Consider the following 12,844-nt stretch of genomic DNA (forward strand, 5'->3'; position numbering starts at 1 on the left):
GGAAATTTTAATGGGGAAATGATAAAAAGTGTTTTATTACTTTTTATCATTTCCCCATTTTGATAATTCATTTGGTATTAAACCGGATTTTTGAAGTTGCATAAATATCTTCAATGTATTTTTAAGATCTCTTGATTTAGTTGCTATTTTTAATACACAGTTCATAAAAAGCCTCCTCTAGTTATCTTCTTCTATAAATAATATTCTTAAACATTAATAATTATTCATAGGATTACAACTTAAGGAGGATTTTCAAATTTTAATTATGCTTATGTTAAAAAACTTTTCCAGGATTTAATATATTTTTAGAGTCAAATGATAATTTGATATTTTTAAATAGATTCATTATTAATTCGCCTTCAGATGACTTAAGATAATGTCTTTTTGCATAACCTATTCCATGTTCACCTGATACCTTACCTTCTAACTCTACAGCCTTTGAATACATTAGCTTAAATACTTCATCAAGTTTCTTCTTCCATGCATTATCATCAAGTTCATCTTTTAGTATATATATATGAAGGTTTCCATCTCCGGCATGTCCGAAGCCCTTTATTCTTATATTACACTTATGTTGAAGGTCATCTGCAAATTTAACGAATTCAGCTATTTTATTTCTAGGCACAACAACATCACACTCATCCATTTCTGTAGTTGATGCTTTAATAGCTTCTAAGAATGCCCCTCTAGCCTTCCATATAGACTCTTGTCTTTCTTGTGTATTTGATATAAGCACATCAAAGGCTCCGGAATCTAGACATATATGAGCAACTTTTTCATATGCTTTTTCTATCTCCTGAGTAGAATTTCCATCGAATGTAAGTAATAGGTATGCATCTGCAGAATTATCAGGAAATTTCATCCCTAAAAATTCCTCTGAAGCTAAGATAACATCTTTGACCATATACTCTATAGCAGTAGGTATAATCTTAGATTTAATAATCTTAGGAACCGTTTCTATAGCAGTTTCTAGATTAGGAAATGGTATTAGTAAGCTTATAGACTTTTTAGGTAAAGGAAGTAATTTTAAGCTAGCCTTAGTAACTATACCTAATGTTCCTTCTGATCCTACTATTAAATCCTTTAAGCTATATCCAGAACTATTTTTTACAACTTTACCTCCTACATTTATAATCTCGCCACTTGGAAGAACTACTTCGAGTGCTCTTACATAATCTCTTGTAACCCCATACTTAACAGCTCTCATTCCACCTGCATTTGTATTTATATTTCCCGCTATAGTGGCACTTTTTTCACCAGGATCTGGCGGATAGAAAAGATCATGTTCCTCTACATATTTTGACAATTCCATTAATAAAACACCTGGTTCTACATCTAAAGTTAAATTATCTTCATCTAACTCTAATATTCTATTCATATTACTCAGATTAATCATTATTCCTCCATATAGAGGAACTGCCCCCCCAACAAGACCAGTACCTTGCCCTCTAGGAGTTACAGGTATATTATTTTCGTATGCGTATTTCATAATTTTGGATACTTCTTCAGTTGATAAAACTTCTACTAAAACTTCTGGATATTTTTTTATTCCTGCTAGTTCATCATGGCTAAAATCTTCATTAATTTCATATCCAACAAAGACTCTATCTTTTGTGCAAATTGAAACTAAAAAGTCGATATCATATTTATCTATTTGTTTATAATCCATATTAACCCCCCCTAACCTTTACTAGCCGCAACTAAATTATCTAATGATACTTCATCGTTTCTTAACTTTTCTATTAATCTAGGAATAATTTCGTAAATATCTCCAATTATGCCATAGTGTGCACAATTGAATATAGGTGCATTTTCGTCTTTATTTATTGCTATTATACAGTCAGATTTATTCATACCGGCTACAAATTGAATAGCTCCAGATACTCCACATGTTATAATTAATTTAGGTTTTACAGTTCTTCCACTTAGTCCTATTTGTGTTTTTGCATCCTCCCATCCAGATTCGATTAAAGGACGTGTAACAGCTACTTTAGCATTTAGTATATCTGATAATTTATAAATCATATCCATATCTTCTAATTTACGTATTGCTCTTCCTGCTACAATAACAACCTCAGCTTCTTCAATTCCAGATACTTGTTCTTTGTTCCTTACTTCTAAAACAGATATAGAAGAATTTAATTTATCTTCTTTTATATCACAAAAAACGATTTCTCCATTTGTATAAATACTTTTCTCAGGAGCAGAGAATATCTTATATCTAACAGTTGCAAATTGTGGTCTATGATTAGGAGTGTATATATGAGCCATTATATTTCCACCAAAAGCTGGTCTTATTTGATCTAAATCTGTATTTTCCTGAACATCTAGTATTGTACAGTCTGCTGTTAATCCTGTTTTGAATCTAGCTGCTACTCTAGGGGCTAAAGATCTTCCTATTGTAGTTCCTCCTACTAAGACTATACTAGGTTTTGTTGTACTTATAAAATCTTCAAAAGCGGCAGTATATGGTTCTATTCTGAAATGTTTAAGCTCTCTGTTATCATATACAAAGACTTTATCTACTCCATAATGTAAAAGTTCTTTCGCACTATCGCCTATATTGTGACCTATAAACAAGCAGTATACAGGATGGTTTATTTTATCAGCCATTTCCTTAGCTTTTCCTATAAGCTCTAATGTAACTGGATGAATATTTCCATCAACATGATCTACATATACTACAATTCCTTTCCACTCATCTTTGTTAATCTTTATTTTATTGTTTTCTACATATTCAAAAACACCTTTAGGACCTTTTTTTACACATATCTTACACATTTTACAACCGGCATTAATGTCTAGCTTACCATTCTTGTATTCTATGGCATTGAATGGACAAAGAGATGTTAATTCTTCTGGGTTTTTTATCTTATCATTATTAATAATTATTTTTGCCATGCTATAATCCCCCTATACGAATTTTAATTCTTTTAATTTATTAAATAATTTATCTACAATTTCAAAACTTTCTTCTTTCCAAATTTCATGATCAACATTTGATTCAGGTGGGAATATTCTTTTTACTTGTGTAGGAGAACCGTTTAGACCATAATTGTTTTCATCTTTATCGTCAAAAGCATCTAAACTAAAAAACGGTATTTCTCGATCTTTGCTAGATAATTTTAATTTAAATGAAGGCAATCTAGGTTGAAAAATATCTTTTTCAACAGTTATCAGACAAGGATAACTTACTTCAACAACCTCTACAGTATTTGGCATATCCATCTCAACAATTAATGAATTTTCCTTTAGTTTTACAATTTTTAAAACATTTGCAATGTGAGGAATATTTAAAAATTCAGCCATCTCAGGACCTACTTGTGCAGTATCTCCATCTGTTGTCATTTTTCCGCAGATTATAAGATCTGGATTTCCTAATTTTTTTACTCCTTGAGCTATAGTATAAGCTGTAGCCAAAACATCAGCCCCTGCAAATTTTCTATCTGTTAAAAGGACACCTTCATCAACTCCCATCATAAATGCTTCCTTTATTACATCTGCTGCTTGAGGTGGACCCATACTTATTGCGGTTATTTTTCCTCCTTTTTCTTCTTTGATGTTCATAGCTGTTTCTATTGCGTATAAATCATATGGGTTCATTTTAGAGTCTATACCATCTCTTTTTAGCACACCTGTTTTTTCATCTACTTGTACTTCTGTAGTACCTGGTACTTGCTTAATACATACAAATATATTCATAACAATCCTCCTATTTTATATAAATGGGTATTGTGGTAATACCATTAAATGCATTATTTTACTACAACAGAAACTCCATCCGGAATGACAACAACTTTAGAACCTTTTCCTTTCAGCTCAAATGCTTTTATTAAAGCTTCTTCGAAAGTATATGCATGATCCATATGCATATCTTTAATCATTTGAGGATCGCACATATCAGTTACCATTATAACCTTATACTTATCTAAAATTCTTGCTAGAATTTGAAACTCCCACTGATCTGGTATGGTTTTATTTCTAGGAATTTTTAATACCTTATCTAATACCTCTTTAGGTGTAGATGCATTTGCCATTTGATCGTAAAAGGATTGACCTCCATGGCCATCATTACAAGCACAAACCATAATTATAATAGCATCTTCATTACAACAAGCCTCTGCAGATGTCATTCCCTTTACAGACTGATATATATTTTGATCTAGTGGATATCCTCCATTTGAAGTTACTACTATATCAGCTTTCACATTATCAACCTTAGAAAGATCTTTGACAAAATCGCAGCCTTTAGCATGAGCAAATTCGCTATCTCCACTAAATGCATTTATTATTTTTTTATCTTTATCTATCACAACATTCAATATGAATTCTAGATTTGAAACCTTAGCAGCATATAGCATATCAGTATGAATTGGATTACATTTTAAAATGCCAGTTCTAGCATTTTTGTTTGATATAAATTCAGAGCAATGATTAGCTAATATAGTCTCTGCTCCAGCAATTCCTGGAAGTATACTTTTTCTTCCACCTGAAAATCCAGCGAAAAAATGTGGTTCTATAAAACCTTCTGCTATTAAAAGTTCAGCTTCCATGGCTATTTTATTAAGCCATAATTCTCCTCCTGAAGGAAGTATACCTACTTTAACTAAGTCTTCTTTATTTTTTGACATATGGTTGATTATTGTTTCGTTTTTTACTATTTCTTCTCCAAATTTATTTATCATTTCTTCTTTTGTTGTAGGTCTATGATATCCAGTAGCTATTAATATTTTAATATCTATATCAGGAGCTATATTTCTTATTCTATCTAAAATGATTGGCATTGTAATTTTGCTAGGAACAGGTCTTGTATGGTCACTTGTAATTATTACCATGTTATTTTTTCCCTTTACTAATTCTTCTAATGATTTAGACTCTATTGGATTGTCTAGTGCCTTATGTACTATTTCTAATTGAGACAATTCCGGTCTATAATTATGTACTTTAGATTCTAATATTTTGATTAAATTTTTATCTGGGATATTTGCATCTATAGAACTTTTAGAGTAAGGCATTTTTATTGAAGCCATTAATAATCCCCCTTTATAATAAATAATAAAATATTTTAGATAAAATGGTGTATTGGTAGTACCAATTTAATAAGTATTTTATCACAATATTTCAAAAATTTCTATTAAAGTTTAATTTTTAACATAAGTATTTTATATAAATAAACTTACAATATAAACTAATATTCCTAAAATAACTACGTAAGCAGCACAAAATTTTAATGTTTTATTAAATATTTTCCCCTCACTTCCTATCATTCCTGTAGCAGAAGTTGCTATAGCAATACTTTGAGGTGATATCATTTTTCCTGCCGTAGCGCCTGACGTATTTGCAGCTGTAAGCCAATAAGCGTTTACATCTATTGATTTAGCTACTTCATTTTGAAGTGCTCCAAATAATACATTAGAAGAAGTGTCACTTCCTGTTATAAATGTTCCTAAAGCTCCTATTATAGGAGATATTAAAGGGAAAAATTTACCCGTAGTTTTAACCAATACTATAGCTAATGATGTAATCATACCGCTATACCCCATAACTTTTGCTAAAGCAACTATAGATACGACTGTAATCGTTGATTTATAAAGTTGCTTTAATGTAGATAAAAAAACTTTAATTATTTCTTTAATTTTAGCTCCTTGAATTAATCCTCCTATAAACCCAGCTAATATAATTAAAGTTCCTGGAGTAGAAATCCATTTAAACACAGTTTTACCTTCATAGATAACTATACTAGTTTTGAAATGACTTAAATATTCATTAATATTTGGGAATAGAGGGCTTGTGAAAATAATAAATGTAAACACGAGTATATACGGAATCCAAGCTAAAATACCTTCCTTAATTGTGATTCTATTTACAGTAATACTTGATCCAGTTTCACCTACACTGTATTCACTTTCAAAATCATCTTCTTTTTTCAAGAAAACCTTTGCCCAAAGAATAATCATTCCTAAAGAACAAATACTACCTAATAGCGCTGGAAGTTCTGCTCCTAAATATTTTGCACATAATAGTTGAGGAATTGCAAAACTAATACCAGATGCTAAAGAAATTCCAAATACACCTTTTAAACCTTTTATACTTTTAGTTGTTATTACAACTAGAACTATTGGAATAATTATAATAAAAATAGTTAGCTGCAGGCCTACATAGTAACTTAGTAAGTTAACATCAAGTCCTGTTACATTAGCTAAAGTAGAAACAGGAATACCGACTGCTCCGAAAGCTGTAGGAACAGTATTTGCAATTAGGCATATTACTGCTGCAAATATAGGATCAAATCCTAAAGAAATTAATATGCTTGCTGGAATAGCTACAGCAGTACCATATCCTGCAACAGCTTCTAAAAATCCCCCAAAGCCCCATGCAAGTATAAGAACTTGAATTCTTTTATCTCTAGATATACTAGAAAGCATTAATTTCATGATATCCATGCTTTTGGTATAAAGTGCTAAATTATAAGTGAATATTGCTGCTATTATTACAATCATTATAGGCCATAGCCCTAATACTACTCCTTCTATTGATACTAAGATAGCTGATCCAAAATCCATATTCCATACTAAAATCGATAGAAATATTGTTACTAAAAGACCTAAAGGACATGCTTTATGGGCTGGGATTTTTAAAACTCCTAAAGAGATCATTAACCATGCTACTGGAACTAAAGCAATTAAAAATAATAGATAAATATTCAATACTTTCCCTCCTTTTTCTTTATGGTAATATGGTAATACCATATCTGTTTTTAATTTACCTTAATTTTCAGAAAATTTCAAGAATAATTTATTTTTTAACATCTATCCTTTCGGAAACATGCATTTTTTTGGAAATATATACAAAAACAACCTGTTTTATCAGAACAGGTTGTTAATAAATTAATTAATGCAACTTTTATATATAAATTCCATATGTTTTGCCATACATATAGAAGCTTCTGTAGCATTTTTTTTAGATAATGCATTGTATATATCTTCATGATGCTTTATAAGTATCTGTTTATTCTCATTATTTGAAAGTATAATTTTTCTAGCATCCTTAATAAAAAAGTCCATTAAACTAGAAATAACGCTTAATATATTTACAATTAAAGAGTTTTTAGATATATCAGCTATTTTATAATGAAATTCCTTATCAAGTTTTACTTTTGTATCTTCATTTTCACATTCTTTTAACTGATTCATAATAATCCTAAGTTCTTCAATTTCTTGATTTGTTATTTTATGTGCTGCAAGAGCTACAGTTTCTATTTCAAGCATTTTTCTTAGTTCTAATATCTCTTCAGGTTTACTTTCTTGAAGTTTAAATATAACAGACAAAGGTTGAAATAATGTATCATCAAAATTAGATCTTATAAAATTTCCTTCTCCTTGTTTGCTTTCTATAAGACCCATTACTTGTAGTGCTCTCAATGCTTCTCTTATAGAGGTTCTACTTACACCTAAAAGTTCAGCTAAATCTCTTTCAGGAGGAAGCTTGTCCCCCTTTTTTAGGGTATCATTCATAACCATTTCTTGAATTTGATTTATAACATGTTCATAAACTTTTGTACTTTTAACTGGGGTAAACAACTACATCACCTCTTTATAATTTACTTTATATAGATATAAGCCTTGAGAGTATGCAGTAGATCCTGCTAATGACCTGTCTTTACTTTCTAGTATATCTTTTATATAATCAGGATTTATCTGTCCATGCCCTATATCTATTAAGGTGCCAACTATAATTCTAACCATATTATGTAAAAATCCATTTCCGTTTATTTTAATATCAATAAAACCATTTTCTATCTCTATATCTATATAATTTATAGTTCTAATACTAGATTTCTTTTTAGATTTAGAAGATTTAAAGCTAGAGAAATCATGTTCCCCTATAAGGTGCTTACAAGCTCTTTTCATATTATCAATATTAAGTTTATCTGGGATATGAGTTGTATATTTTCTTAAGAAAGGATCATGTATTTTATTGTTGTCTACTTTATATAAATAAGTTTTTGATACAGCATTATATCTTGAATGAAATCTAACATCTACTTCTTCTATGTTGCTAATAACTATATCCTGAGGTAAGTAATTATATAAATATTCATGCATTTTAGAAATATTCATTTGTGAATTAGTTTTAAAATTCGCTATTTGAGCAATTGCATGAACTCCAGCATCTGTTCTTCCAGAACCTATTATTTCTATTTTCTCATCTAGCATTTTAGAAACTACAGCTTCAATCTTAGCTTGTATAGTTGAATCTGTAGTTTTTAACCTTTGCCATCCTTTGTACTTGCTTCCATCATATTTAATTGTAATTTTTATATTTCGCATTATCGAGTATTCCTTTCTATTGTATAATAGTTATATTTTAATCATAACATTTTTTTTATGATATTATAACAAAAATAAAAAAATTCACTTTGTGTTAACTAATGGATAGGGTTTTCACCGAGTTTTAGTTGAAATTTATATAGTTCTTGTATATAAAAAAACTACCTATTTTATTAGGTAGCTTAATTAGTTATTATATTTATAATTTCCATCATACTACTTCCTTTTTTTATGCTTTTTTCTCCCACTCTAAGTTTAGAGCTCAAATCTAAACATCTAAGTAAAGTTAAAAAATCCTCTTTGCTAAGTATAAGTTCATTTTCATATAAAATATCAGCTACTTTATTGGAAGTAAATCCATTTTGTATAATTATATTTACGCACTCTTCTTTATCATTTTTTTTACAGGTTCTTTATTTGGAATTTGATCTCTATCCTCTTCCTCTTCATTTTGTGCTTCATTATTTATCTTATTTATTGATTGAGGAAATTCATTTTCTTTTTTACTTTCAGATTGTCCATTATTTTTATTTGCTAATATGTTTATGGAAGATCCTAGCAAAAGCCCTATTGATATACCTAGTACTAATATTAGTGTAAATATTTTATTCAATAAACTTCCCCCTAATTTAAATTATATAGTATGTTAATATATTACAATAAATAATATCCTTTATCAAGCAATTCAAAATAAAATTGAGCTGTTTTGTTAAGTTCTTCACCAAATAAAGCTATAATCTTCTTTTGTCTACCTTCAGAAGAAAGAATAATTTTACCTATATGTCTATTTTTTCTTTTTAATTTTTCTATTTTGTATCCGTTATCCAGATGATATTTTATATAATCTAACTTGTTTTCCATAGTTCACCTCTAATATAATTAATATAGTATATATATGATTATTATCAAAATATTAATTATTATTAAGAATTATGAATAAAACTACAAAAAAGTCTTTAAAATAAAGACTTTTTTGTAGTTATTATAAATCAAAACTTAATTCATATACAGTTTTCACCCCAGCTGAATTTTTAGTTCCGTATGACCTATGGGTAAGCTAATCAACAAGCTATTAAGTTCTTATTTCGAGCCTTAAGATGATGAAGTTTTAGAACTTTTAGTTTTCGGATAAATTATTATACTTTTAATAAATCTAATAATTTAAGAAAATATATTAACATAAGTTAATTATATACTTATATTCTTCATTTCTAGCTCGTATATTTTTCATTGTATCCCAATTGCCATGGCCAGGGTATATAATAATACTATCATCCCATTTTGAAACTATATTTTTGATAGTATTTATCATATCTTCTTCACTACCTCCTGGTAAATCTAATCTACCTATCCCATCATTAAATAAAGTATCTCCTGTAAATATTGTATTTTGATGTTCCGCTTTTAGAGAAATTCCTCCTTTTGTATGTCCTGGAGTATGGATTACTTCTAAAGGTATATTTCCTATATTTATAACTGAGCCATTTGAAAGAATTTTATCTGCATCAATTGATATTTGCTTTGTATTAGCTTTTTTAGATAAGTTTATACTTGGATTTTTAAGACCTTTTAAGTCTTTTTTATGAATTAATACATCGCTATTATATTGTTTTTTTAAGTCTTTTACAGCTCCTATATGGTCATAGTGGTGATGAGTAAGTATTATATGATTTAACTTTAAATTATTTCTATTTATATAATCTATTAATATTTTAGAATTATCACCAGGGTCTATAACGGCAGCATCAAGAGTGTGCTTATCGTGAATTATATATGCATTAGTACTTATTTTGCCTACAACAAATCTTTTTAATATCATATTAAGTCTCCTTTATTATATTAGGTTAAATATATTATATAATAAAGGAGACTTAATCCCAAGAATTTATATATTTATTTTTAATTATTTAAGACCTCCTTCATTTCATCATATGTTTCTTGTAAGAAATCTTCTATCATATCTTGTGTGATTAGATCCTTAATAGATGAAGAGGTTGTTTCGTAAAATTTTTGAGCTACCCACTGGAATTTTTCCTTATCAGTTTCAAAGTTTTTCTCAGCATAAAGCATAAGTCTATATGCTATCTCTTTTGATTGCTTTAAAGCTATTTTTTCACTAAGTGTTTTATAAATATAATATACATATCCAGCACTTATTAAAAGAATAAATATTATCCATACGTATATAGACTCAATCATACTAATTACTCCTTTACTTTTTATATATTATATTTATAAATAGGTTTATAAGTGATTAATATTACTTAAATAAGATGTTTATATTGCTTTTAAAACATTATTAACATTGTGGTAATTCAATAATTCTTTCATTTTATTTTTTGCGTTTATAAACTGCATATATTTAATGTCAGATATTCTAGAATCACCATACACTCTCCATCCATTTATTTTTGTAAGTTTTAATGAAGGGTGACCAATGAATCCCAATACATCTTTTAATGGATATCCTAGAAATATACCTATTTCGTCTGGAATATTTCCAGTTTTCATTTTTTCTATTATAAAATCAAGATATATATCGAAATCGTAATTATTAGGATATCCTATTGATTTTAAAAATTTTAAATTTCTATATTCTGATAATGTATTGTTTAACTCCGCTGAATTATAAAATAATATTTTAGTACATTTATTACAGTAACTAAATTCTTTGTAGGATATCTTACTGTTTTTATGTAAAATATGTTTAATTTCTGTTAATCTATATAAATTTTGTTTGTCAGAGTAAGGAAAACTTATTATTTCAGCAGGTTTCACTCCAAATATTACAGGTCCTAACAATTGTAGTAACCATTTTGTAAAAGAATCTGTATTATCATTTCTGCAAAAACAATTATTCAAGTTATTATTCATATATATCATCCGCCTTTTAAGAAAATTCAAATCAATTGAAAGTAAATATCATTTTCGTTTATATTAATATAATATTACAGTTTTGTATAAAATGTCAAATAATTTACGATTTAAATTGGATATTATATTAAGAGAATATTTAAACTAAATTAGAAGATAATAACTATATAAATTGAATAGGGTTATATGGAGGTTTAAAGATGAAAGTATCTTCTAGTTTAAATGATAATATTAAAACATTAAAAAAAACTCTTCCTATAGATAAAAGTTTTGATATAGTTAACAGAGAATGGACAATAGGAAATACAAAGGCTAATTTTGTATTTATAGATGGATTTACTAAAGATCAAATAATGCTATTTATTATGACTAAGCTTCAATCTATAAAAAATATAGATCACATTGATATAGATGTGATAAAAACTCTTTTAAAAAATGATATTCCTTATATAGAAGTTTCTACTTTTTCTGATTTTGAGGATATGAAACCAGCAGTACTTTCAGGAAATACAGCTTTATTTGTAGATGGACAATCAGAAGGTATACTTTTAGATGTAAGAGAATACCCTGTAAGAGGACCCCAAGAGCCTGATTTAGAAAAGGTCACAAGAGGTTCTAGAGATGGATTAGTTGAAACTATAATCTTTAACACAGCTTTAATTAGAAGAAGACTCAGAGACCCAGATTTAATATTCGAACTTACAACTATAGGTTCTCAATCTAAGACTGATGTTGCTATATCTTATATAGACAGTGCTATTAACCACGATTTTTTAGAACAATTAAAAAAGCAATTAGATAAAATTAAAACTAATTCTTTAATTATGGGAGAAAAAACCCTTGAGGAGTTACTTATTAAGAAAAAATGGTTTAACCCACTACCTCAGGTGCGCTTTACGGAAAGACCAGACGTTGTTGCTGCTCATTTATTAGAAGGGCACATAGCTATAATAGTAGACAATTCTCCTAGTGTTATGTTGCTTCCTGTAACAATTTTTCATTTTACTCAACATGCCGAAGACTATTATCAAAATCCAATGGTAGGTACTTATTTAAGGTGGGTTAGATTTATATCTATGATTTCTTCTATGATAATAACTCCATTATGGCTATTTTTAGTGTATAATCCAGAATTATTACCAGACGCATTAAAATTTATAGGTCCATCTAAAGTTGGTCATATTCCTTTATTTATACAGTTTATTTTATTGGAAATAGGGCTCGATACGCTAAGGCTTGCATCTATACATACGCCTAATTCCTTATCTACATCATTGGGAATTATAGGAGGATTAATTCTGAGTGAATTTGCAGTAAAGGTTGGTTGGTTTACTCCAGAGAGCATACTTTATATGGCTATTGCTGCTATTGGAACATTTGCTACACCTAGTATAGAATTTGCTATGGCAATACGAATATTTAGATTGTTTATACTAATCATGACTGGCGTATTTAGAAACGTAGGATTTTTCATATCTTTGATTATAGTATGTACTATAATTTGTACAACTAAGGGTTTTGCAAATCAATCATATTTATGGCCTTTAATTCCATTTAATAAAGATGCTCTTTTAAATATATTATTTAGAAAACCTATAGTAGAAATAAAAAGCAGTAAAAAAGATTAATCTTTTTTACTG

Annotated in this window: 14 protein-coding genes; 1 reads left to right on the plus strand and 13 read right to left on the minus strand. The window is 28.4% G+C overall.

What is annotated here, in order from left to right:
* Positions 1-36: 36 nt before the first annotated feature.
* The 13 genes from M2214_RS18165 to M2214_RS08925 form a co-directional block, all read right to left on the minus strand.
* Positions 37-165: a hypothetical protein gene (locus M2214_RS18165; RefSeq protein WP_256466717.1), complete on the minus strand. Its 129-nt coding sequence runs from the start codon at positions 163-165 to the stop codon at positions 37-39.
* A 109-nt stretch (positions 166-274) separates the two neighbouring features.
* Positions 275-1,669, minus strand: coding sequence for an FAD-binding oxidoreductase (locus M2214_RS08870; RefSeq protein WP_248484687.1), 1,395 nt, complete (start codon positions 1,667-1,669; stop codon positions 275-277).
* An 11-nt stretch (positions 1,670-1,680) separates the two neighbouring features.
* Positions 1,681-2,901, minus strand: a complete 1,221-nt coding sequence (locus tag M2214_RS08875) for an FAD-binding protein (RefSeq protein ID WP_248484689.1) — start codon at positions 2,899-2,901, stop codon at positions 1,681-1,683.
* 12 nt (positions 2,902-2,913) lie between these two features.
* Positions 2,914-3,702, minus strand: coding sequence for an electron transfer flavoprotein subunit beta/FixA family protein (locus tag M2214_RS08880; RefSeq protein ID WP_248484691.1), 789 nt, complete (start codon positions 3,700-3,702; stop codon positions 2,914-2,916).
* A gap of 53 nt (positions 3,703-3,755) precedes the next feature.
* Positions 3,756-5,030: a nickel-dependent lactate racemase gene (gene larA, locus M2214_RS08885; RefSeq protein ID WP_248484693.1), complete on the minus strand. Its 1,275-nt coding sequence runs from the start codon at positions 5,028-5,030 to the stop codon at positions 3,756-3,758.
* Between the two features lie 132 nt (positions 5,031-5,162).
* Positions 5,163-6,707 carry an L-lactate permease gene (locus tag M2214_RS08890; RefSeq protein ID WP_248484695.1) on the minus strand — a complete coding sequence of 515 codons (1,545 nt, stop codon included), beginning with the start codon at positions 6,705-6,707 and terminating at the stop codon, positions 5,163-5,165.
* Between the two features lie 180 nt (positions 6,708-6,887).
* On the minus strand, positions 6,888-7,580 hold the full coding sequence (locus M2214_RS08895) for a FadR/GntR family transcriptional regulator (protein ID WP_305879813.1): 693 nt from the start codon (positions 7,578-7,580) through the stop codon (positions 6,888-6,890).
* A complete protein-coding gene (gene truA / locus M2214_RS08900; protein WP_248484697.1) occupies positions 7,581-8,330 on the minus strand; it encodes a tRNA pseudouridine(38-40) synthase TruA in 750 nt (249 codons plus the stop codon). It abuts the gene before it with no gap.
* Positions 8,331-8,706: 376 nt separating this feature from the next.
* Complete coding sequence (locus M2214_RS08905) at positions 8,707-8,943, minus strand: hypothetical protein (RefSeq protein WP_248484699.1); 237 nt, start codon at positions 8,941-8,943, stop codon at positions 8,707-8,709.
* A gap of 41 nt (positions 8,944-8,984) precedes the next feature.
* The gene (locus M2214_RS08910; protein ID WP_248484701.1) at positions 8,985-9,191 is read right to left on the minus strand and encodes a hypothetical protein; all 207 of its coding nucleotides are present in this window, start codon (positions 9,189-9,191) and stop codon (positions 8,985-8,987) included.
* A 313-nt stretch (positions 9,192-9,504) separates the two neighbouring features.
* Positions 9,505-10,149 (minus strand): MBL fold metallo-hydrolase, encoded by a 645-nt coding sequence (locus tag M2214_RS08915; protein WP_248484703.1) that lies wholly within the window; start codon positions 10,147-10,149, stop codon positions 9,505-9,507.
* 80 nt (positions 10,150-10,229) lie between these two features.
* Positions 10,230-10,529 (minus strand): hypothetical protein, encoded by a 300-nt coding sequence (locus tag M2214_RS08920; RefSeq protein ID WP_248484705.1) that lies wholly within the window; start codon positions 10,527-10,529, stop codon positions 10,230-10,232.
* Between the two features lie 78 nt (positions 10,530-10,607).
* Positions 10,608-11,204 carry a DUF3793 family protein gene (locus M2214_RS08925; RefSeq protein ID WP_248484707.1) on the minus strand — a complete coding sequence of 199 codons (597 nt, stop codon included), beginning with the start codon at positions 11,202-11,204 and terminating at the stop codon, positions 10,608-10,610.
* Positions 11,205-11,404: 200 nt separating this feature from the next.
* Between M2214_RS08925 and M2214_RS08930 the strand changes: the two genes are divergently transcribed.
* Positions 11,405-12,832 (plus strand): spore germination protein, encoded by a 1,428-nt coding sequence (locus M2214_RS08930; protein WP_248484709.1) that lies wholly within the window; start codon positions 11,405-11,407, stop codon positions 12,830-12,832.
* Positions 12,833-12,844 lie beyond the last annotated feature (12 nt).

The sequence above is a fragment of the Tepidibacter aestuarii genome (genome assembly GCF_934924865.1).
Lineage (GTDB): Bacteria > Bacillota > Clostridia > Peptostreptococcales > Peptostreptococcaceae > Tepidibacter_A > Tepidibacter_A aestuarii.

Excerpts from the sequence above, each read along its gene's own strand:
- M2214_RS18165 (WP_256466717.1), bottom strand. The coding sequence starts at position 165 with ATGAACTGTGTATTAAAAATAGCAACTAAATCAAGAGATCTTAAAAAT.
- M2214_RS08870 (WP_248484687.1), bottom strand. The coding sequence starts at position 1,669 with ATGGATTATAAACAAATAGATAAATATGATATCGACTTTTTAGTTTCA.
- M2214_RS08875 (WP_248484689.1), bottom strand. The coding sequence starts at position 2,901 with ATGGCAAAAATAATTATTAATAATGATAAGATAAAAAACCCAGAAGAA.
- M2214_RS08880 (WP_248484691.1), bottom strand. The coding sequence starts at position 3,702 with ATGAATATATTTGTATGTATTAAGCAAGTACCAGGTACTACAGAAGTA.
- larA (WP_248484693.1), bottom strand. The coding sequence starts at position 5,030 with ATGGCTTCAATAAAAATGCCTTACTCTAAAAGTTCTATAGATGCAAAT.
- truA (WP_248484697.1), bottom strand. The coding sequence starts at position 8,330 with ATGCGAAATATAAAAATTACAATTAAATATGATGGAAGCAAGTACAAA.
- M2214_RS08910 (WP_248484701.1), bottom strand. The coding sequence starts at position 9,191 with ATGGAAAACAAGTTAGATTATATAAAATATCATCTGGATAACGGATAC.
- M2214_RS08915 (WP_248484703.1), bottom strand. The coding sequence starts at position 10,149 with ATGATATTAAAAAGATTTGTTGTAGGCAAAATAAGTACTAATGCATAT.
- M2214_RS08920 (WP_248484705.1), bottom strand. The coding sequence starts at position 10,529 with ATGATTGAGTCTATATACGTATGGATAATATTTATTCTTTTAATAAGT.
- M2214_RS08925 (WP_248484707.1), bottom strand. The coding sequence starts at position 11,204 with ATGAATAATAACTTGAATAATTGTTTTTGCAGAAATGATAATACAGAT.
- M2214_RS08930 (WP_248484709.1), top strand. The coding sequence starts at position 11,405 with ATGAAAGTATCTTCTAGTTTAAATGATAATATTAAAACATTAAAAAAA.